20 protein-coding genes are annotated in these 19067 nt (G+C 48.5%); 17 read left to right on the top strand and 3 right to left on the bottom strand.

Annotation, left to right across the window (positions count from 1 at the left end):
- Together WG8_RS16240 and WG8_RS16235 are read right to left on the bottom strand one after the other, a co-directional pair.
- On the bottom strand, nt 1-1506 hold a 1506-nt coding region (locus WG8_RS16240; RefSeq protein ID WP_007431317.1), incomplete at its 3' end, for a cache domain-containing protein.
- A 226-nt stretch (nt 1507-1732) separates the two neighbouring features.
- On the bottom strand, nt 1733-2446 hold the full coding sequence (locus WG8_RS16235; RefSeq protein WP_007431316.1) for an expansin EXLX1 family cellulose-binding protein: 714 nt from the start codon (nt 2444-2446) through the stop codon (nt 1733-1735).
- Nucleotides 2447-2729: 283 nt separating this feature from the next.
- Here WG8_RS16235 and WG8_RS16230 point away from each other — a divergent pair, with 283 nt between their 5' ends.
- Nucleotides 2730-3881 (top strand): iron-containing alcohol dehydrogenase, encoded by a 1152-nt coding sequence (locus WG8_RS16230; RefSeq protein ID WP_007431315.1) that lies wholly within the window; start codon nt 2730-2732, stop codon nt 3879-3881.
- 178 nt (nt 3882-4059) lie between these two features.
- Nucleotides 4060-4776 carry a metal-dependent hydrolase gene (locus WG8_RS16225; protein ID WP_007431314.1) on the top strand — a complete coding sequence of 239 codons (717 nt, stop codon included), beginning with the start codon at nt 4060-4062 and terminating at the stop codon, nt 4774-4776.
- 97 nt (nt 4777-4873) lie between these two features.
- On the opposite strand, the gene WG8_RS16220 is transcribed toward WG8_RS16225, so the two are convergent.
- On the bottom strand, nt 4874-5953 hold the full coding sequence (locus WG8_RS16220; protein WP_007431313.1) for a M42 family metallopeptidase: 1080 nt from the start codon (nt 5951-5953) through the stop codon (nt 4874-4876).
- Between the two features lie 182 nt (nt 5954-6135).
- Between WG8_RS16220 and spoVAC the strand changes: the two genes are divergently transcribed.
- The 15 genes from spoVAC (at nt 6136) to WG8_RS16145 (ending at nt 19029) form a co-directional block, all read left to right on the top strand.
- Nucleotides 6136-6639, top strand: coding sequence for a stage V sporulation protein AC (spoVAC, locus tag WG8_RS16215; protein ID WP_007431312.1), 504 nt, complete (start codon nt 6136-6138; stop codon nt 6637-6639).
- A complete protein-coding gene (gene spoVAD, locus WG8_RS16210; protein WP_007431311.1) occupies nt 6639-7661 on the top strand; it encodes a stage V sporulation protein AD in 1023 nt (340 codons plus the stop codon). Before spoVAC ends, spoVAD begins: the two co-directional genes overlap by 1 nt.
- Entirely contained in the window at nt 7658-8014 is a 357-nt protein-coding gene (gene spoVAE / locus WG8_RS16205; RefSeq protein WP_007431310.1) for a stage V sporulation protein AE, read from the top strand. Before spoVAD ends, spoVAE begins: the two co-directional genes overlap by 4 nt.
- 205 nt (nt 8015-8219) lie before the next feature.
- The gene (locus WG8_RS16200) at nt 8220-9179 is read left to right on the top strand and encodes an AAA family ATPase (RefSeq protein WP_007431309.1); all 960 of its coding nucleotides are present in this window, start codon (nt 8220-8222) and stop codon (nt 9177-9179) included.
- A gap of 3 nt (nt 9180-9182) precedes the next feature.
- Nucleotides 9183-10430, top strand: a complete 1248-nt coding sequence (locus WG8_RS16195) for a DUF58 domain-containing protein (protein ID WP_007431308.1) — start codon at nt 9183-9185, stop codon at nt 10428-10430.
- Entirely contained in the window at nt 10427-12673 is a 2247-nt protein-coding gene (locus tag WG8_RS16190) for a DUF4129 domain-containing transglutaminase family protein (protein ID WP_007431307.1), read from the top strand. Before WG8_RS16195 ends, WG8_RS16190 begins: the two co-directional genes overlap by 4 nt.
- A gap of 145 nt (nt 12674-12818) precedes the next feature.
- Nucleotides 12819-13349: a YqeG family HAD IIIA-type phosphatase gene (locus WG8_RS16185; RefSeq protein WP_007431306.1), complete on the top strand. Its 531-nt coding sequence runs from the start codon at nt 12819-12821 to the stop codon at nt 13347-13349.
- Nucleotides 13342-14469, top strand: a complete 1128-nt coding sequence (yqeH, locus tag WG8_RS16180) for a ribosome biogenesis GTPase YqeH (RefSeq protein WP_007431305.1) — start codon at nt 13342-13344, stop codon at nt 14467-14469. Before WG8_RS16185 ends, yqeH begins: the two co-directional genes overlap by 8 nt.
- 107 nt (nt 14470-14576) lie before the next feature.
- Nucleotides 14577-15449 carry a shikimate dehydrogenase gene (gene aroE / locus WG8_RS16175; RefSeq protein ID WP_007431304.1) on the top strand — a complete coding sequence of 291 codons (873 nt, stop codon included), beginning with the start codon at nt 14577-14579 and terminating at the stop codon, nt 15447-15449.
- A 68-nt stretch (nt 15450-15517) separates the two neighbouring features.
- Nucleotides 15518-15814, top strand: a complete 297-nt coding sequence (gene yhbY, locus WG8_RS16170; protein WP_007431303.1) for a ribosome assembly RNA-binding protein YhbY — start codon at nt 15518-15520, stop codon at nt 15812-15814.
- An 18-nt stretch (nt 15815-15832) separates the two neighbouring features.
- The gene (gene nadD, locus WG8_RS16165; protein ID WP_007431302.1) at nt 15833-16423 is read left to right on the top strand and encodes a nicotinate-nucleotide adenylyltransferase; all 591 of its coding nucleotides are present in this window, start codon (nt 15833-15835) and stop codon (nt 16421-16423) included.
- On the top strand, nt 16407-17003 hold the full coding sequence (gene yqeK / locus WG8_RS16160) for a bis(5'-nucleosyl)-tetraphosphatase (symmetrical) YqeK (RefSeq protein WP_007431301.1): 597 nt from the start codon (nt 16407-16409) through the stop codon (nt 17001-17003). Before nadD ends, yqeK begins: the two co-directional genes overlap by 17 nt.
- Complete coding sequence (gene rsfS / locus WG8_RS16155) at nt 17000-17347, top strand: ribosome silencing factor (protein ID WP_007431300.1); 348 nt, start codon at nt 17000-17002, stop codon at nt 17345-17347. The genes yqeK and rsfS overlap by 4 nt, the downstream gene beginning before the upstream one ends.
- Nucleotides 17344-18252, top strand: coding sequence for a CvfB family protein (locus WG8_RS16150; RefSeq protein WP_007431299.1), 909 nt, complete (start codon nt 17344-17346; stop codon nt 18250-18252). The genes rsfS and WG8_RS16150 overlap by 4 nt, the downstream gene beginning before the upstream one ends.
- A gap of 3 nt (nt 18253-18255) precedes the next feature.
- Nucleotides 18256-19029 (top strand): class I SAM-dependent DNA methyltransferase, encoded by a 774-nt coding sequence (locus WG8_RS16145; protein WP_007431298.1) that lies wholly within the window; start codon nt 18256-18258, stop codon nt 19027-19029.
- The last annotated feature ends 38 nt before the right edge of the window (nt 19030-19067 follow it).

Raw genomic sequence — 19067 nt, 5'->3', positions numbered from 1 at the left:
CAGCAAATGCAGCCGATCCGGCTGGCTCGTGATGGCGCTATAGGTGAGCGATACACTCAGCTTCAAATATTCAAAGCAGGCTTCGCGTATTTGGCGCAATAAGGTTTCCAGCAGTACCGGGTCTGTATACTCCGCGGGATCAAGAATATTGAGCATCAGCAGGATGCTGTCCTCGTCCATATCAACGGTTTCCGCCCGGTACGTCTGCCCGCATATTTCAGAAGCAATATTCATAATGGCAAATTTATAGGGGAGAAGATCAGGGCCGCGTTCGTTTTGCCATCGGGCATACTCATCAATCCGCAATAGTACAAGACGGTAGTCTTTGTCGAACTGGAATGTAATTCCAAGCTCACGCAGCCGTTCTTGTTCTTTTCCGCCAGGTAGCAATTGAATACCCCGGATAATATTCTGTAAAATGTTTTGCCGAATCGTGTACATACTGTTGCGTTTCTCCGATTCCAGCGAATTCATATGAATTACAATCTGCCCAATAGGCGTATACAGCATTTTGGACAGCAGCCACGAAGCCACAAAGCCTGCGAGTGCAATGATGGCGGCTATCAGGAGCATGGCATTACGAATGACACTCGCCATTTTGATAACGCTTTCATATGGGGTGACACTAATATACTGCCAGCCTAGACCATCCGGAGAGGTGTAGGAAATAAGTGATCTTTTACCATGAAAGCCTTCCACAAAATAGCCTGTTTCCTGCTTTTTGACTCGTGTGTGCAACCACAGCTGTTCTTTTTCGTTCAAAGCTTCTTCTGTCAGTGTAGTACCGGACAACAGTCTGCTTTGATCATCCAAAATATAAGCAGTTCCACCTGAGGCCGGGCTTTCCGCCATTTCCTTGTTCATCCAGGACGCAGACACATTCACAATCACGGCCGAATTCATGGCTTCATTTGAGCTGATTGCGTCATAGCATAAATACGTATAAGCTGCGATATGTGTGCTTGCTTGCTCTGCTCCAGCCACGGAGTCTGAGGCAGACAGCAGCGGATACGTGCGTGGGATCGGTGTGAATGGTTTATAGTCCTGGTAATGATCCAGTACCCGAATGATATCTGTGTCCACCAGCTCATTTTTGCTGAATAACCCATTTTGGCCTCGTGAGGATGCGATATAGAAGGTTCCGCTCCTGGGATTATACACATAGATGGATTCAATATACGGCATCGAATTGAGATAATTATTTAATTCACTCATGGCAGCGGTTACATCATATACATTGGGCTTGGGATAATACAGCAATTTGGACAGGGTACTGCTGCGATACATTTGAAACGCCAGTGATTGAGCGATAGATGTCATGTTAATGACCTCTTTGCTTCTCAATGTCAAGCTGCCGTGATTGGCCTCGAACGCCTGCTCCTTTTCCACCCGAATATAGTAGAAATAATACACAGTGGTAGATACCAGCAACGTTAGCGTGATACATAATGTGATGCTGATCAGCAATTTGCTGTGAAGCTTGTGATGCTTTTTGAAATTGCTCATGTGGAGAGGCCTCCTGTCTGTGTGCACATAGCTGTACAGTACACCCGATTTATGTATTCATTATACGTGTGTTGGTGTGAACAGGACAGTGAACAAACCGATTTTTTATGAAAAATCGTGATTTTTTCGTAAAAAGGCCGGGAACACCTTACGCAGATTGGACCTGCGTCGGTTCCCGGCCAGGTTGTCAGTTCAGACGAAAGAACGAAAGCTAACGGTAGTGGAATCAGTTAGGGAATTGCACGTTGCCTTTAACGATATAGGCTCCGCCTGAGCCATTTTCCGCTAGAGCTGGAATGGTATCGTTCAGTACGACACCCCGAATGTCCGTAATCCGGATTTTGAGAGGCTGGTTGCCTAAATTAGTGCCCAAAAAGTGGTTGTAGTCCTGTTTTTCAAGATTGAGCCATTGTCCGTTCTGTAGGACTTCCATTTTCAAGACCGGGTATTTATGATTGCGTACTTGAATGGCTGCCCACCATCTGCTGCTGCCTTCTTTAATGCGGTAGGAGACATTGCCGGTAACCGGAGCCTTGACAACCTTCCACGAAATATTGATTTTTCCATCAATTTGATTGCCGATTTGGCTGAAAGCATTTGGAGACAGATCAAGCGCGCCGCTTGGACCTTCAGGATAAAGATCCGTTACATATACAGTCGTTTTCCCTTTGGGGCCTTGAACTTCCAGATAGGCGCCGGCTAATGCAGCCTTGATTCCGTTATAATTCAACTGGGTGGGGTTAAGAGCTGTAATTTTGGCGTCCGAAGGAATGGGATCAAGCAATAATGCCCCTCCCGAGTAACCTGATCCTGTATAGGTAGCATATCCCGTGTATGTATCATTCCAGGCTGCCGAAGCTGGAAGTGCAAATAAAACAAGACTGAGCAACGATGCCACACCGACGGTTTTAAACTTGCGGAACGCAGACTTTTTTTGCATAATCATTTCCTCCTTGTTCAATTAATAGATTTATATAGTAAATATAAACACTATATTACCTAATATTTCAAATTACACAATAGGCCTTTAAGGCAAAAAAATATATGTAAAATATTTGTCACATGGGCATAGGCCATATGGCTTGTTTTTTGAGAAGTGGCTAAACTGTGCTTTTTTTCGCAGACTGGGTATAAAACAGGTGGTAGACTCAGAAAGATGTAGCATGATAATAGAAGGTAGAGATAACTGGAGAACGATAAGCATTAAGAGGAGGTCTTTGAGTATGGGAACAAATGTCTTTTATGTACCGCCAGTAAACTTAATGGGAAGCGGCTGTCTTGGGGATCTGGGACCGTTATTGCAAGAGAGAGGATTTTTGAAAGCGCTTATCGTGACAGATAAATGGTTGCGTCGAAACGGGATTGCAGATCGGGTAATCGCTGTGCTGGAGCAGCATAGAATTCCATATATGGTGTATGACGGAGTCCAGCCTAACCCTACCTGTGATAATGTTCACGAAGGTGTTAAGGTATTTCAGGATCATAAATGTGATGTTCTCGTCTCGGTGGGAGGCGGATCGCCTCAGGATGTAGCCAAAGCTATTGGCATCATTGTTACAAACGGAGGACATATTTCAGAATATGAAGGCGTTCACAAATCCAAGCAGCCATCCGTTCCGATTGTGGCGGTGAATACAACCGCCGGGACTTCTAGCGAGGTCACAATTAACTATGTCATTACCGATGAGAAGCGCAAGATCAAAATGGTTATGGTCGATAAAAACAGTTTGGCTTCCATCTCTGTCAATGATCCTGAATTAATGGTGGGAAAACCGGCTGAATTAACTGCAGCAACAGGTATGGATGCGCTTACACATGCGATTGAGGCACTGGTTACTCCTGGAGCCTATCCGGTTACGGATGCCACAGCGCTAGCTGCTGTCGAGCTTATATTCCGTTATTTGCCTCTAGCTGTGGAGAACGGTCAAAATCTCGAAGCCCGGGAAAAGCTTGTATACGCTGTTTTTTTGGGAGGAATGGCCTTCAATAATGCGGGCTTGGGATATGTACATGCGATGGCCCACCAGCTCGGTGGTGTGTACGATCTTCCACATGGCGTGTGTAATGCGATGCTGCTGCCCTATGTACAGGAGGCGAATGCACAGCATGTTCCCCGTAAATTCAGACCCATCGCTAAGGCGATCGGATTTTCTATCACAGGGCGAACTGACGAGGAATGCGCTGAGTTTGTTGTGGATGCCATCCGTAGTTTATCCCAGGAGGTTGGAATCCCGAAACGTTTGTCTGAGCTGGGAGTAACCGATCCGGACCTCAATCTGTTAGCAGACCATGCGATGAAAGATGCATGTGCACCTGGCAATCCATTTCAACCGACCAAAGAAGAAGTTATTGCTCTGTTTCAAAAAATACTTTAAAGCGTATGTTTGTGCTGAAACACGAATATTTGGACTGGGACTTTTGGACGATGTCCTTTAAATAGAATAAGCGAACTATTGTTCTCCTTTTGTTTGTCGTATACAATCGAATCATGCTGATTCAAATAGAGTATTGTTGAACTCTGTTGTATGCTGCAACGAAAGGATGTTATGCACCATGATGGGAAGAGCCCATTTGATTATTGGAACCGGGGTCTCCCTGTCGGTATTAGCTTTGAGTGGACACGAAGTGGCTCCAGCTGCCGTGGCTGCTGCTGTGGTTGGTTCACTGTTGCCGGATATTGACGAACCTAATTCGATGCTTGTGAGTCGTGCATTGCCTACGAAAATGCTTAGACTCGTGCAGCTTCTGATGATTGGGGCTGCCGGCTGGGTATTTTTTACCCGTATGGCCCCGCCGCCGTGGAATCTTGTTCTGGCTTTGCTGATGATCAGCGCTTCTTTTATGCCTTCACGATCCATGCGCAAGGTCATTATCTTTTTAATTGGTATCGGCTTAGCATGGTACGGGGAAGCGTATGCGCCGTGGAATTACATTGCTGGGTGCCTGCTGATTATTTGTACACTTGTCCCGCACCGGGGCTTAACACACACGGTGTACGGAACAGCGGCATGGACTGCGTTGCTGTACGGTACGACCCGTTTGCATGGGGATAGCATATGGCTGGCCGGAGGGATGGCGTACTTGCTGCATTTGCTGGCTGATTCCTTGACGAATAACGGCATTAAACCTTTGCCGCCGTTCAAATGGAAGCTACGGTTTAGGCTGATGAGTACCGGAACCCGCAAGGGGGCGAAGGTAGAGAGTATCTGCATTGCTTTAACGACCGTGCTCGTTATTATTGCTTTTCTTCGCTATAAGCATTTAATTTGAGACTTCCATTCTGTAACTCTATCAAATCAAAAAAACAGTCAATGCACGTACAACGTGTTTTGACTGTTTTTAATAGGATTGAACTCTCTATTACCCCTTATGCGCGCTCAATAATGGTATTCAGCGTGGTACGATCCAGATTTTGTACCAGCTTGACGATCAGCTCTTTGGCTGCATCGTAATCATCGGTGTGAATAATAGAAGAGGAAGTATGAATGTATCGTCCGCAAATGCCAATGACGGTGGAGGGTACGCCAATTCCGCTCAAGTGCACCTGACCTGCATCTGTTCCCCCTGTAGAAATGAAATATTGATATTTGATTTTGTGCGTTTCCGCCATGTCCTGTACATATTCTACGATCCCGCGATGTGTAATCATACCTGGATCAAATACCCGCAGCAGGGCGCCTTTGCCAAGCTGCCCATATGTATTCGGATCTCCGCCCATATCGTTGGCAGCACTGCAATCCAGTGCAAAGAAAATGTCCGGCTGAATCAGATGGGCCGCTGTACGTGCACCGCGCAGTCCCACTTCCTCCTGAACCGTAGCTCCTGCATACAACGTATTAGGAAGTTTGTTCTTTTCCTTATGTAATGCCTCCAGCAGTTCAATCGCCAAGCCCACACCGTAGCGGTTATCCCATGCTTTAGCCATGATTTTTTTTGGATTTGCGAGTGGCGTGAATTCACAGATCGGTACAATGGCCGTTCCAGGTACGATCCCCAGATTCTGCGCTTCCTGCCGGCTGTCTACGCCGATATCCAGATACATAAGCTTGATGTCCATAGGCTTGCTGCGTTGAGATTCATCCAGCAAATGGGGCGAGACAGAGCCAACTACACCGATGACTGGCCCATTAGGAGTCAGCACCTGCAGACGCTGTGACATGATGGCCTGACTCCACCAGCCTCCAACCGGCTGAAAACGAATCATTCCATTTTCCGTAATCCCGTTCACGATAAATCCGACCTCATCCAGATGGCCTGCGACCATCACACGGGGTCCGCTCTCTTCACCGCGTAGAACACCAAAAAGACTGCCCAGCCGATCTTGCACGATTTCATCTGTATAACCGGATATCCGCTCTTTCACCCATGCCCGCAGCTCTCGCTCATGGCCCGGAATGGACGGAAACTCCGTTAAGGTTTTAAACAATTCCAATGTTTTTGCTTCCATGTTGCATACCTCACTCCTTATTAATTAACCAGTGGTCGCATGTAATCAGTATGAATGCATTTGTACGGAATGTCCACGATATCATTTTCCTGACATAACAATTCCCCCTCAAGCTAATAATGATAAAGGCTCAACAATCAGAACCGCCAAGTGCGGAATTTACGTCAAAGGGGTGGTGAATGATGCCAGCTAAATCAGGGCAACGCGGTTTTCGTACCAATACGTCCCCGTTGTCCATAAGTGAGAAGGACTATAAGAGTGTTTCCCAAAAGCATGAACCGTCCAGAAAGTTATTTGCCAATTGTGTGCGCGCTTTTCTGGTTGGGGGCGTCATCTGTGTGATTGGGCAGGCGATTCAGGAGGCTTTTATGGCAGGCATGCACCTTTCTGCCAAAGACGCTGCTGCGCCGACTTCATCCATGATGATTTTGCTATCAGTCATATTAACCTGCATCGGGGTCTACGATAAGATTGCCCAATGGGCGGGAGCGGGAACCGCTGTACCCATTACAGGTTTTGCTAACTCGATGTGTTCGGCGGCATTGGAATATCGTTCCGAGGGACTGGTGCTCGGAGTGGGTGCAAATATGTTTAAGCTAGCAGGCTCGGTTGTCGTATTCGGGGTTGTGGCCGCATTTGTCGTGGGTGTTATCTATGCCATCCTCGGTTTGGGGGGCCATCACTAATGAAAAGACAGGGAGGACAAACCTGGAAATTTGAGTCGAGACCGCGCATCATTGGGAGTGCAACCGTTGTAGGTCCGGATGAAGGTGAGGGGCCGTTGTCCACAGATTTTGATTATATTTATGACAATATCGAAATTAACGAGAAAACGTGGGAAAAAGCGGAACGCAGACTAATTGAACATTCTACTGAGCTGGCACTAATAAATGCCAATTTAAACAAAGAGGAAGTACAGTTTTATATCAGTGGTGATCTGATGAATCAGATTATCAGCAGCTCCTTTTCAGCCAGCAAGCTGGGCATTCCTTATCTGGGTGTTTTTGGAGCCTGCTCAACCTCAATGGAAAGCTTGGCCTTGGCCGCGCTGATTGTGGATTCAGAGGCGGGCGACTACGTGTTGGCGGGTACGACTAGTCATAATTGTACGGCCGAGAAGCAGTTCCGCTACCCTAATGAATACGGATCACAGAAGCCTCCCACGGCCCAGTATACCGTTACAGGTTCTGGCGCTGCAGTTGTGGGACATGCCAAGTCAGGTACGGTGGTGGATTGTGCTACCATTGGACGTGTTATGGATATGGGCATTAAAGACCCTTTTAATATGGGTGGAGCCATGGCTCCGGCAGCGGCAGATACGCTGTTGTCTCATTTTCGGGATACAGGCCGGGACCCTGGTTATTATGATCTCATTGTAACGGGGGATTTGGCCTCAGTGGGGCTGCCGATTGCCAAGGAGCTGCTCAAAAAAGATGGATACGATATGAATCAGACGGAATTTAATGATTGCGGTTTACTAATTTATGATATCAATAAGCAAAAGAAAGTCATTGCAGGCGGCAGTGGTTGCGGATGCTCGGCTGTGGTAACCTATGGCCATCTGTTAAAGCGGATTGAAAAGGGAGAACTGAAAAAGGTACTGGTTGTGGCAACCGGGGCTTTGCTATCTCCTTTGTCTACACAGCAGGGTGAAAGCATCCCTTGTGTTGCACATGCTGTAGCTTTCGAAGCGGGAGGACAAGTATGATATATCTATGGGCTTTTTTAGTTGGCGGTGCCATTTGTGTCGTGGGTCAGTTAATGATGGATTGGCTTAAAATGACACCGGCACATACGATGAGTACGTTGGTGGTAGCAGGTGCCATTGCAGATGGCATCGGGATCTACGATCCGCTTATCAAATTTGCAGGGGCAGGTGCAACGATTCCAATTACCAGTTTTGGCAACTCGCTCGTACACGGCGCCTTAACCGAATTGGAGAAGGATGGATGGCTTGGGGTCATTACAGGGATTTTTAGTCTGACTAGTGCAGGGATTTCTTCGGCGATCATTTTCTCTTTTCTGGCATGCTTGTTTGTTCGTCCAAAGGGAAGTATATAATTTAAATATGACATAAGTGAAGTAAATAAGTATATACGAGCCCTTCGGTCTGATGACCGGAGGGCTTTTGACATGCTGTACACACGGCATGATACGAAGGAAGGATACGTTTTGAAGGATATGGGAAAGGAGTTAAGTGTACTCTGTGCCCGCCTTCATGTACAATAATAGGAAACATGTTGCTATCTAGGAGGTTTACTGAGTTATGCCCGTACGTCAAGAATCTGCGCAGATTGTATCTGCAATCCGTTCGAATCTAGAATCATGCATATTAGGAAAATCCTTTGAGATAAAATTACTGCTTACGGCTATGCTGGCGGGTGGGCACATTCTGATCGAGGACGTTCCGGGTACGGGAAAAACGCAAATGATCAAGGCTCTAGCCAAATCCATGCGCGGTGATTACCGCCGTGTCCAATGTAATCCTGATATTCTCCCAAGTGATATTACGGGGGTTTCCATATTTCATCCACGGGATGAACGTTTTTATTTTCGTCCGGGTCCTGTGATGACAAACATTTTGCTGGCGGACGAAATTAACCGCGCCACGACGAAAACCCAATCGGCTCTGCTGGAAGTGATGGAAGAGCGCAGTGTGACAGTGGATGGGGAAACGCATATGTTGCCTCATCCTTTTATGCTGTGTGCGACACAAAATCCGATTGATTTTGAAGGCACTTATATGCTGCCGGAAGCGCAGCTGGATCGTTTTATGCTCAAAATCAGCCTTGGCTATCCTGACATGGAGACAGAGCGAAACCTGCTGCTTCATCATCAGGTAGGTCAGCCGGCAGATCGTCTGGAGGCTGTAGCCCATATGGAACAGATTGCTGCGATCCAGCAGGAAATCCGAGAAATCTATATGGACGAGGCAGTGACGTCCTATTTACTTGATATTGTGCGTGCGACGAGAGAACATCCATCGGTGCTGCTGGGAGCCAGCCCGCGGGCGGCGCTTGCTTTTGTAATGGCCGCCAAGGCGTACGCTTTTTTGGACAACCGTGATTATGTGCTGCCTGATGATGTAAAGGCGCTGGCACCCTATGTGCTGACGCATCGCTTGTTGCTTCGTCCCGAGGCGCGTCTGGATAGCTCGAACGCCCAGTCCGTGCTTCAGGCTGTTCTTCGGCAGATTCATGTACCTGTACGGATGGAGCGTTCTTAGAGAATGAATATGGTCAAAAGAAAACGCAGGATTCCCCGTCTGTCCGGCCGCATCTGGCTTCTGATGGTCATATGGGTGGTATGCCTGCTGTATTTGTTGTTTCAGGGCGGAAAAACGTCAGTGATGCTGTTGTGTATGGTTACGCTGATGGGTATTTATTTATGGATCGTTGGTCTGAGCGGGGTTCGCCGTGTTCAAGGCTCACGGCAGCTGTCGCATGGCTCGGAGTTTGGCGAGCTGCTGCATGCGGGAGATCAGGTGCATGTTAAGCTGAATCTGCGTATCCCCGGCTTTCTTCCGTTGCCGTATATCATTGTCCGCGAGGTTCTCAAGCGACATACAGGCGAGTCCTGGTCGTTTGAGGACAGCGTCATTCCCAGTCTGAAGGGGGGCGGGCAGCTTACATTCCAGACTCCTGCTTTAGAGCGGGGAAGCTACCATTTTGAGGAAACCGAATGTGTCAGTGAGGACATCTTCGGCCTGTTAGAGCACAAAGGCAGGTTGAACGCACGCGGTGAATTTCGGGTACTGCCCCGAACGGTGTTCATCCCGTATTGGCAGGTGAATGATCGTCGCTCAAGGATGTCCGGGCCGCAAACGGTTCAAACTCGAACACGGCGTGAAACGACGCAAATTAACGGTGTGCGAGACTATGTATATGGAGACCGGTTTTCACGTATTCACTGGAATGCGACTGCTCGTACAGGTAGCTGGAAATCTAAGGAATTTGAGCATGAAACAGTTCCCAAAACCATGCTTGTACTGGACCTGCAAACGAAGCATTATATAAACGCTGACCAGTTTGAACTGGCTGTGTCCTCTACCGCTTCATTGCTGGAATATGGCGGACGGGAGCGAATGGGGGTCGGCCTGTGCACGGCCGGAGAGAAAGGCATTGTTTTTCAACCCAGTGAGCAGATGATGGAACGACAACGGATGATGCATCATTTGGTAGACATACACATGACTTCACAAGGTAGCCTGATGGCTGCTGTCGAGAGTAGCGTACGTCAATTTCCACAAGGCTGCTATTTTGTACTGGTCAGTCCGTTGAAGGATCAGCGGGCGCTGGAACTTCTTCGCTGGGCTGATACCCGGGGGATGACTCCGTGCCACGTTCGAATTGGAGAAGGCTCCGCTGAGGTAAAAGCTGAAGAATGGTTAAGCATGCTTCGTACAAGGGGAATACAAGGCTATCATATTTCGAGCCTTGAAGAGCTCCCGGCTGTGATGGGAGGAGGGACACGATGAAGAGCTGGTTACAATCGTTGAAGGGTTCATGGGCGCTGACCTTTACCTTTCTATGGATTATTATTATTGCCATGCAATGGGTGTCCTTTGCTTCCGAATTGTGGATGGAGGAGACCAGAACACTTGTACTAATGACCATTACGATGCTGGCTCTGGTGAAAATTTTATTGCCATTCCGACCATGGATTGAATTTATCATTAAGGCGGCGACGCTCTTTTTTATCTTGTATCGGACACTCGTGGCCTACTCAATCATCATCCCTTTCGGGGGTGCAGCCAACCGCTTGGATCAATTCATATCGAATATGTCCCCTTATATTTGGTTTTCTTTGATTGCTTGGCTGATCATTGAAATGGTGCCGCTCATTGTGACGACCAAGCAGCGGATTATCGTATTTGTAGGTATCAATATTGCTGCGCTGGCAGTGCTTGATTCATTCACACCAACGGTGCTCTGGGAGGAAGTAGCCTGGATCGTTTTTGCCGGTATGGGCTGGCTGGTAACGCAGCATTTGCAGTATTTTCGCCAGCATTATCCACAAGGCTGGAAACATATTCGCCGCTATCCGTATAAAATCGCAGCCAATATTGCGGTCATTTTCGCGCTGATTATTATGGTTGGCGTGAATATGCCTGAGGTACAGCCCGCCTTGACAGACCCCTATACGGCGTGGACTCAGCGAAATAGCTCTACTACTGTCGGGATCAACAATGGTCCTGGGGCGATGAATCAGCGGATGAGCACTGCGTCGGGCTATAGTCGCCAGGATAATCGTTTGGGTGGAGGCTTTAATTTTGATTATTCTCCCGTTATGACCATTATGACCAATCAGCGAAGCTATTGGCGCGGGGAGTCGAAACGGATCTATTCAGGTACAGGCTGGAGTGATGCCGGCAACGATGATCAAACACTAAATGATGTGTCCATGACCGCAGAGCTGGAAAATACACAGGAAACGCGGCATTCGACCGAGCAGGTCGTTCAAACGATTACGATGCAAAATGATCAGAGCTATCCGGTTCTGTTTGGCGCCTATTCGATCCATCGTGTTCAATCTGTGGACAGAGATTCTCAGGCCAATGGGTTGCGTTGGAATCCAGAACAGTCAGAACTGCTTTGGAGCGCAGGCTCCCGAAGAACCGCTTATCCCAAAACGTATACCTTGGTATCCTATGTGCCTGTAATTCCCGAGAAAGTGCTGCGTACAAAAACCTTTAGTGATCTATATGGGGCAAACAAACAGGAAGCTTACTTGCAAATTCCAGATGAGTTGCCGCAGCGAGTGCGTGATCTGGCTAAAAACATAACGTCAACAGCCAAAACGCCGTATGAAAAGGTCGGACTGCTACAGAAGTATTTACAGCAAAATTATGCATATACCAATAATCCGGACCTCTCACGAAAAAGAAGCAAGGATTTTGTAGATGCTTTTCTGTTTGAAATCCGAGAGGGCTATTGCGATTATTACTCGACTTCGCTAGTCATGATGGCTCGTTCGATTGGGGTTCCGGCCCGTTGGGTCAAAGGATATGCGCCTGGTCAGCAGACGTTTTCAGATGAAGCAACAACGGACGATGCTGGTGAAAATATGTCCTCTTACTCTGTAACAAATGCGGATGCCCATTCCTGGGCGGAAGTATATTTGGGTGAATATGGCTGGGTTCCTGTAGAAGCTACGCCGGGCTTTGATATGCCGTTGCTTACCGAACAGGAGGATACAAAGACGCCTGATGCCCCCGAGGTCAAAGATCAGCCTGAACCGGAACAGCCTGGACAGACTCCTCAGGTTAATGTAGAGGAAGGGTTAAAGATTCATCCGGCCTTTATAGCTGTGGCGGCTGCAATCCTTGTGCTGTGGGCTGCATATATTATTTGGCGTAATCGCGCGGATATCCACTTTTACCTGCTGCGCTTGCGCAGAGGGAAGCCGCTGACCCCAGATGAAAAGGTAATTGTCGAAACAGAGCACTGGTTAGGGTACATGCGAAGAAAGGGATTTGGGCGTGCCAGTCACGAGACGCTGCGAGAATCGGTTGGCAGATGGTCGATAGAAGCACCGGAACGTGCGGCCATTTTACAACAGCTGCTCAGACGGTTTGAGCAAGCGCGTTATAGTCCATCTTCAGTAACCGCGGAGGATTGGCGTCAGGTTCGAAAGCAAGTTTCCCTGTTGCATAAGGAAGGACGGACAAGACGATGGGCTGGACGAAAAGCTGCGCCAGATCAGAAGGATAAAGTGTAGTCATTTTCTCCAGGCTCAAATGCCGTCGATTTTATAATCTTTATCTATAGGCTGGGTAAAAAAGCTGTCCGTTTGTTGCGGATAGCTTTTTACTAAGCCATAGTAATATGGTATAGTTTGTCGTATGAAACTGAGGTGACCGACGTTGTTTGAAATGCTCATGCCCAAATTACGGGTGAAAACCGTCTTTGATATTGATCTTGAAGGCTTGTATGCTCAAGGATATCGCGGCATTATTACGGATCTGGATAACACGCTGGTTGGCGCAAAAGCGCCGAACGCGACTCCCGAGCTGGTGGCCTGGTTCGAAAAGGTCAAACAGACGGGTTTTAAGCTTGTCATCGTGTCCAATAACAATATGAACCGTGTATCCATGTTTGCTACACCTTTGGACATTGAATTTATACATGCTGCACGGAAACCCTCCAACTCGTCCTTTCGCAGAGCCATTCGTATGATGGAGCTTACTCCGGAAGAGACTATTATGGTCGGGGACCAAATGTTGACGGACGTATTAGGTGGCAACCGACTGGGATTGCATACGGTGTTGGTGTTGCCGATATCCATCCATGATGAAGGAGTCATGACCCGCTTTAATCGGCGGTTGGAGCGAATCGCGCTCACAAGGTTACGTAAGAAAGGCTTATGGCTTGAGGAGGAAAAGAAGAATGACTGAAAGACCTGACGGCGGAACTGTCGTCAAATGTAGTGGCTGCGGTATCACAATGCAGACTACTAGCCCGGAGCTCCCGGGGTATATTCCGGAAAAATTGCTTACACGGGAGCCCGTTATCTGTCAGCGCTGCTTCCGGATCAAAAATTATAATGAAACGTCTTCAGTGACAGTGGATCAGGACGAGTTCCTAAAGCTGCTCAGTCAGATTGGGGACAAGGACGCGCTCGTCATCCACATTGTAGACATCTTTGATTTCGAAGGCAGCTTGATTTCCGGCCTGCAACGTTTTGTAGGCTCCAATCCGGTTATACTGGCTGTCAACAAGACTGATTTGCTGCCTAAGGTAACGAATTGGAACAAGGTTCGTAACTGGGTACAAAAGCAAGCGAAGGAGCAAGGGCTGCGTACGGCAGATATTGTACTGTGTTCGGCTAAGAAAAATCAGGGCTTTGACCGTTTGCTGGATGTGGTATCCGAGCTGCGCGACAACCGGGACGTATATGTGGTAGGTGCGACAAATGTGGGTAAATCCACTCTCATTAACCGCTTGATTCGTGATTATAGCGATATGGAACAGGAGCTCACAACGTCCCGTTACCCGGGAACCACACTCGATATGGTGAATATTCCACTCGATGACGGCAAGCATATTATTGATACGCCAGGGATTGTGTACCCTTGGCGGTTCAGTGAAATCGTTTCCCGCCGGGATTTGAGCGCCATTATGCCGGACAAGCCACTGAAGCCTGCTGCTTATCAACTGGATTCCGGACAGACCTTGTTTTTCGGCGGCATGGGCCGATTTGATTTTATAGAAGGTCAGCATCAATCCTTTACCTGCTATATTAACGGTGGGTTAAAAATACATCGCACGAAGCTGGAGCGGGCGGATCAACTGTTTGCTGATCATGCCGGGGAATTGCTCTCTCCGCCAACGCGCGATCAATTGGCAGAAATGCCGGAATGGACGAGACATGAGTTCCGTGTTCCCCGTAAAGCTCCATCGGACATCTATATTTCCGGTTTGGGATGGATCAGGGTGAATAGCGACAGCGGAGCTCTGGTAGCGGTTCATGTCCCTCGGGGAATCCGTGTCCTTTTGCGGCCTGCGTTGATTTAACGGATGTTGTAAGCCATGTTATAGGGCGGCAAGGAACATGTTCAGGTTCCTGCCGCCATTCATGTATTTGTGCAGCCTAATATTTTGCAGTATGGGAGAGATCAACGATGAGCAGCAGCGGGGAGTCTGGAGCGACCGAGCAAGGTCTTGTACTATTAGGCGTATTGGGGGATCCGATCAAGCACTCCAAATCGCCTCTTATGCATAAAATAGCTTTGCAGGCAGCAGGAATTGAAGGGGATTTTGTACCACTTCACGTCAAGCCGGATCAGTTGGAGGATGCTATGAAGGGAATTCGGGCATTGCATTTCCGCGGAGTCAATGTGACAATTCCCCATAAAGTTGAGGTTATGAAATATCTGGATGAGATTGATGAAGGGGCCAGGCTGATCGGCGCAGTCAATACGATTGTGAATGACAACGGACGGCTGAAGGGTTACAATACCGACGGAATCGGCTATGTGCGTTCCCTTAAGGAAGAGACTTCGGTGGAATTGAAAGGTGCAAAAATTGCCGTTCTTGGAGCCGGAGGGGCTGCTCGTGGCGTGATTCATGCTCTTTTGGAGGAGCGGCCGGAATCGGTTATGATTCTGAACCGAACACGCGAGAAAGCTGAGCAACTGGCAAAGGAATGGACGACGGAAGCGATTCCAGTAACGGGCTATGCCAACGATGAGGCGAAGAACGTACTTGCAACGGTAGATGTGTTGATCAATACAACCTCGGTGGGAATGTCGCCCTTATCAGATGAGCTTCCACTGGAAACGAGCTTGATTCCGAAGGGAATCATTGTGAGTGATTTGATCTATAACCCGCTGGAAACGAGGCTTTTACGTGAAAGCCGTGAACAACGTGGCTGTATTGTGCATGGTGGCTTGGGGATGTTCGTGTACCAGGGAGCGGTGGCCTTTGAGTATTTTACGGGGATTGCCCCGGCGGTAGACCAGATGAGAGCGGCGGTGCTGAGAAGTCTGTCATAGGTCAGATTTTACATTTAAATTATGGAAATGCCGCATTGCATATGTGGCGATGAAGGGGTTAATTATACATGTTAACAGGTAAACAAAAAAGATATTTGCGTTCCATGGCGCATCATTTGGACCCGGTTTTTCAAGTAGGGAAAAACGGTACGAATGAGCATCTTATGCGTCACATCAACGATGCGATTGAAAAGCGTGAGCTGATGAAGGTGCAAATTTTGAACAACTGTCTGGATGACAAGCATGAAATTGCGGAAGAGCTGGCTACGGAAACAGGTTCCGAGCTTGTGCAGATCATCGGGAGCACCATTATTTTGTACAAGGAATCCCGTGATCACAAGCAAATTGAGTTGCCAAGAGGATAAACACGCGGGGAGAATACTATGAAAATCGGTATTATGGGCGGTACATTTGACCCGATTCATATTGGGCATCTGCTGGCTGGAGAGGCGGCAAGGGATGCCTATGCGCTAGATCAAGTATGGTTTATGCCTTCTCATATCCCTCCGCACAAGCATCAGGCGGGGGCGAGCGGTACGGAGCGCCTGGAGATGACGCGAGAAGCGGTGGCGGGTCATCCCGCTTTTGAAGTGCTGGATATTGAAGTGCTTCGCGGTGGGGTATCATATACCATTGACACGATTAAGGAGCTTCAGAAGCTGCACCCTGCGGAGGATTTTTATTTTATTATTGGCGCGGATATGGTCAACTACTTGCCTCATTGGCAGGGAATTGAGGAGCTGGCGCAGCGGATTTGCTTTATCGGTGTCAGACGCCCCGGTTTCCAGCTTGCATTACATGAATTGCCGCATTATTTGCAGAACAGGATATTGCTGGCGGACATGCCAGTGGTGGACATTTCATCGACGGATATTCGGGAACGTGCTGCGGAAGGGCGTACCATTCGTTATCTTGTGCCTGACCGTGTGCATGACTATATTACAAGGGGCGGTTTGTATGAAGTACAGCCGTGAGCAATTGATGGAGGCCGTATCCGATCAGATGCCTGAAAAACGCTGGAAGCACACGCTGGGTGTTATGCATACCTCCGTGGAGCTAGCCAAGCGTTATGGCGCGGACCCGGAGAAGGCCGAACTGGCGGCTATTTTGCATGATGTAGCGAAATATTGGCCTGTTCAGCAGATGGAAGAAGTGATTCGCAGTCATCCCGAATGTGATCAGGAGCTTTTGAAGCATGACAAACAGCTCTGGCATTCTGAGGTGGGATACTGTGTTGCAGCAAGAGATTACGGGGTAGATGATCCGGAAATACGAAATGCGATTCGCTGGCATACGTCAGGGCGTGTAAGCATGAGCCTGCTGGATAAAGTCGTGTGTCTCGCTGATTACATCGAGCCAGGCCGTGATTTTCCCGGGGTCGATCATATCCGAAAACAGGCCAAAAAAAGTTTGGAGCAAGGGCTTGTCGCTGGATTTGACTCTACGATTTCATTGTTGCTGGAGAAGCAAAAGGTTATTTTTCCTTTGACGGTCTTGTCGCGCAATGACTTGATTCAACAACTAAAACAGAGAAAAACGGAGGTTCATGAATGACCCTAACGAATGAGCAATTAATGCAAACTGCGGTTGATGCCGCTAATGATAAAAAGGCAATGAACATTGTTGCACTGGATTTGCGTGGAGTATCACTTGTCGCGGATTATTTTGTAATCTGCCACGGTAATTCGGATACACAGGTACAGGCGATTGTAACCGAAATTCGCAAACGTGCTCATGATGAAGGTGTAACTATCAAGGGGATCGAAGGTATGGATTCCGCACGCTGGGTTCTGATGGATTTGGGGGATGTTGTAGTGCATGTCTTCCATCGCGACGAGCGTGAATATTATAACATTGAACGACTCTGGTCGGACGCTAAGGTTGTGGAGAAGGTATGAGTCTGATTGCTGGTACTTATGTCACCATTATGGTGGACCGTGAAGTGTCCCCTTTTGGCTACTTTCTCACCGTCGGTGAGCAGGATGTGCTGCTACATTATACGGAGCTTACACGCGAGATCGAGGTAGGCGAACGGTTGGAGGTATTTATTTTTTACGATACAGAGGACCGTTTGGCTGCAACCATGAAAAAGCCGTTCTTGTCGCTGGGCGAAATGGCAAAGCTTGAGGTGGCTGACGTGCACCCGCGCTTGGGATGCTTCTTGGAGATGGGACTGGGTCGCCAGCTTTTGCTGCCGATTCGCGAGCTGCCGGAGAACCGGGACTTGCATCCTCGGGTGGGCGATCACGTGTATGCGATCATGGAGCATGACAAGCAGGGCAGACTGCGGGCTAAGCTGGCAGGAGAGCAGGAGTTGGCTCCGCTGTGCTTCCATGCCCCTGATTCGTGGAAAAATACGTGGGTGCAGGCGACCGTGTACAAGCCGCTTCAGATGGGTACATTTGTCCTGGTGGACGGCGGGGTGCTTGGTTTTGGAGCCATTGGTATGATTCATTCCTCGGAACGTAACCGGATGCTTCGGTTGGGCGAAGAGGTTAAGGTACGGGTCGCGCTTGTTCGTGAAGACGGTCGTGTCAATCTGGCGATGTCGCCGCGTAAGGAAGTGGGCCGTAATGAGGATGCAGATCGGCTGATCGCTTTTCTGAAAGAGCGTCCAGGCGGAGGTATGCCTTATTCTGACGCAACCCCGGCCGACATTATCAAGCAACGGTTTGGCATCAGTAAATCTGCCTTCAAGCGTGCGATGGGCAAGCTGATGAAGGAAGGACTGGTTATACAAAAGGAAAACTGGACCTACCTGGTGGAAAAAATGCCTAAACCGAAGGACGGGAATGAGGAATAAAAAATGGCTTCTTACCGGAAGTTTGCCTATGTATATGATGAGCTGATGCAGGATATGCCGTATCCAGACTGGTTGCGCTTTGCACGGCAGGCTTGGGAACAGTACGGTATGCCGCATACGGTGGCCGAGCTGGGCTGCGGAACGGGCTCCATTACGATTCCCCTGGTGAACTCGGGCTTCGAGGTGACCGGCATTGACCTATCCTCTGATATGCTGGCGGTAGCTCGCCGCAAAATGGAAACGACTCCGCAAGGACAGCGGCTGTTTCGTGAGGGAAGCGTCCGCTGGCTGCAGCAGGATATGCGGGAATGGAGTTTACCCGAGCCAGTCGATTCGGTGATTTCTTTTTGCGATTGCCTGAACTATTTGCTGGAGGAAGAAGATATAACGGCTACGTTTCGCAGAACGTATGCAGGTCTTAAGCCCGGCGGAACCTTCTTGTTTGATGTACATCATCCCCAGACGTTTGTACGTTATGATGAAGAGCAGCCTTTTGTATTGGACGAACGCTCCATCTCGTATATCTGGACCTGTGCGCTGGATACGCCACGCTGTGAAATTGAGCATCATCTTAGTATTTTTGCGAGAGCAGAAAATGAAGGACGCGATCTGTATCAGCGGTTCGAGGAAATTCATGTGCAGCGTGCCTATGACCCTGACTGGATGAAGGCAGAATTGTCCAAAGCGGGTTTTCGTGATGTGAAGGTGTATGCGGATTTTGAATGGGTAGAAGCAGAGGATGACGCGGCGAGACTGTTTTATGTTGCTGTAAAATAGTGAGGCTTTATTATGAGAATACGGGAAAAAGAAGGGCG

Source organism: Paenibacillus sp. Aloe-11 (assembly GCF_000245715.1).
In the GTDB taxonomy this organism is placed as follows: domain Bacteria; phylum Bacillota; class Bacilli; order Paenibacillales; family Paenibacillaceae; genus Paenibacillus; species Paenibacillus kribbensis.
Note: the sequence above shows the minus strand (reverse complement) of the source record. Positions and strands in the feature narration are given on the sequence as shown.

What these genes read in the sequence shown, in the direction of transcription:
- WG8_RS16235 (WP_007431316.1), bottom strand. Translation starts at nt 2,446, where the DNA reads ATGCAAAAAAAGTCTGCGTTCCGCAAGTTTAAAACCGTCGGTGTGGCA.
- WG8_RS16230 (WP_007431315.1), top strand. Translation starts at nt 2,730, where the DNA reads ATGGGAACAAATGTCTTTTATGTACCGCCAGTAAACTTAATGGGAAGC.
- WG8_RS16225 (WP_007431314.1), top strand. Translation starts at nt 4,060, where the DNA reads ATGATGGGAAGAGCCCATTTGATTATTGGAACCGGGGTCTCCCTGTCG.
- WG8_RS16220 (WP_007431313.1), bottom strand. Translation starts at nt 5,953, where the DNA reads ATGGAAGCAAAAACATTGGAATTGTTTAAAACCTTAACGGAGTTTCCG.
- spoVAC (WP_007431312.1), top strand. Translation starts at nt 6,136, where the DNA reads ATGCCAGCTAAATCAGGGCAACGCGGTTTTCGTACCAATACGTCCCCG.
- spoVAD (WP_007431311.1), top strand. Translation starts at nt 6,639, where the DNA reads ATGAAAAGACAGGGAGGACAAACCTGGAAATTTGAGTCGAGACCGCGC.
- spoVAE (WP_007431310.1), top strand. Translation starts at nt 7,658, where the DNA reads ATGATATATCTATGGGCTTTTTTAGTTGGCGGTGCCATTTGTGTCGTG.
- WG8_RS16200 (WP_007431309.1), top strand. Translation starts at nt 8,220, where the DNA reads ATGCCCGTACGTCAAGAATCTGCGCAGATTGTATCTGCAATCCGTTCG.
- WG8_RS16195 (WP_007431308.1), top strand. Translation starts at nt 9,183, where the DNA reads ATGAATATGGTCAAAAGAAAACGCAGGATTCCCCGTCTGTCCGGCCGC.
- WG8_RS16190 (WP_007431307.1), top strand. Translation starts at nt 10,427, where the DNA reads ATGAAGAGCTGGTTACAATCGTTGAAGGGTTCATGGGCGCTGACCTTT.
- yqeH (WP_007431305.1), top strand. Translation starts at nt 13,342, where the DNA reads ATGACTGAAAGACCTGACGGCGGAACTGTCGTCAAATGTAGTGGCTGC.
- aroE (WP_007431304.1), top strand. Translation starts at nt 14,577, where the DNA reads ATGAGCAGCAGCGGGGAGTCTGGAGCGACCGAGCAAGGTCTTGTACTA.
- yhbY (WP_007431303.1), top strand. Translation starts at nt 15,518, where the DNA reads ATGTTAACAGGTAAACAAAAAAGATATTTGCGTTCCATGGCGCATCAT.
- nadD (WP_007431302.1), top strand. Translation starts at nt 15,833, where the DNA reads ATGAAAATCGGTATTATGGGCGGTACATTTGACCCGATTCATATTGGG.
- yqeK (WP_007431301.1), top strand. Translation starts at nt 16,407, where the DNA reads ATGAAGTACAGCCGTGAGCAATTGATGGAGGCCGTATCCGATCAGATG.
- rsfS (WP_007431300.1), top strand. Translation starts at nt 17,000, where the DNA reads ATGACCCTAACGAATGAGCAATTAATGCAAACTGCGGTTGATGCCGCT.
- WG8_RS16150 (WP_007431299.1), top strand. Translation starts at nt 17,344, where the DNA reads ATGAGTCTGATTGCTGGTACTTATGTCACCATTATGGTGGACCGTGAA.
- WG8_RS16145 (WP_007431298.1), top strand. Translation starts at nt 18,256, where the DNA reads ATGGCTTCTTACCGGAAGTTTGCCTATGTATATGATGAGCTGATGCAG.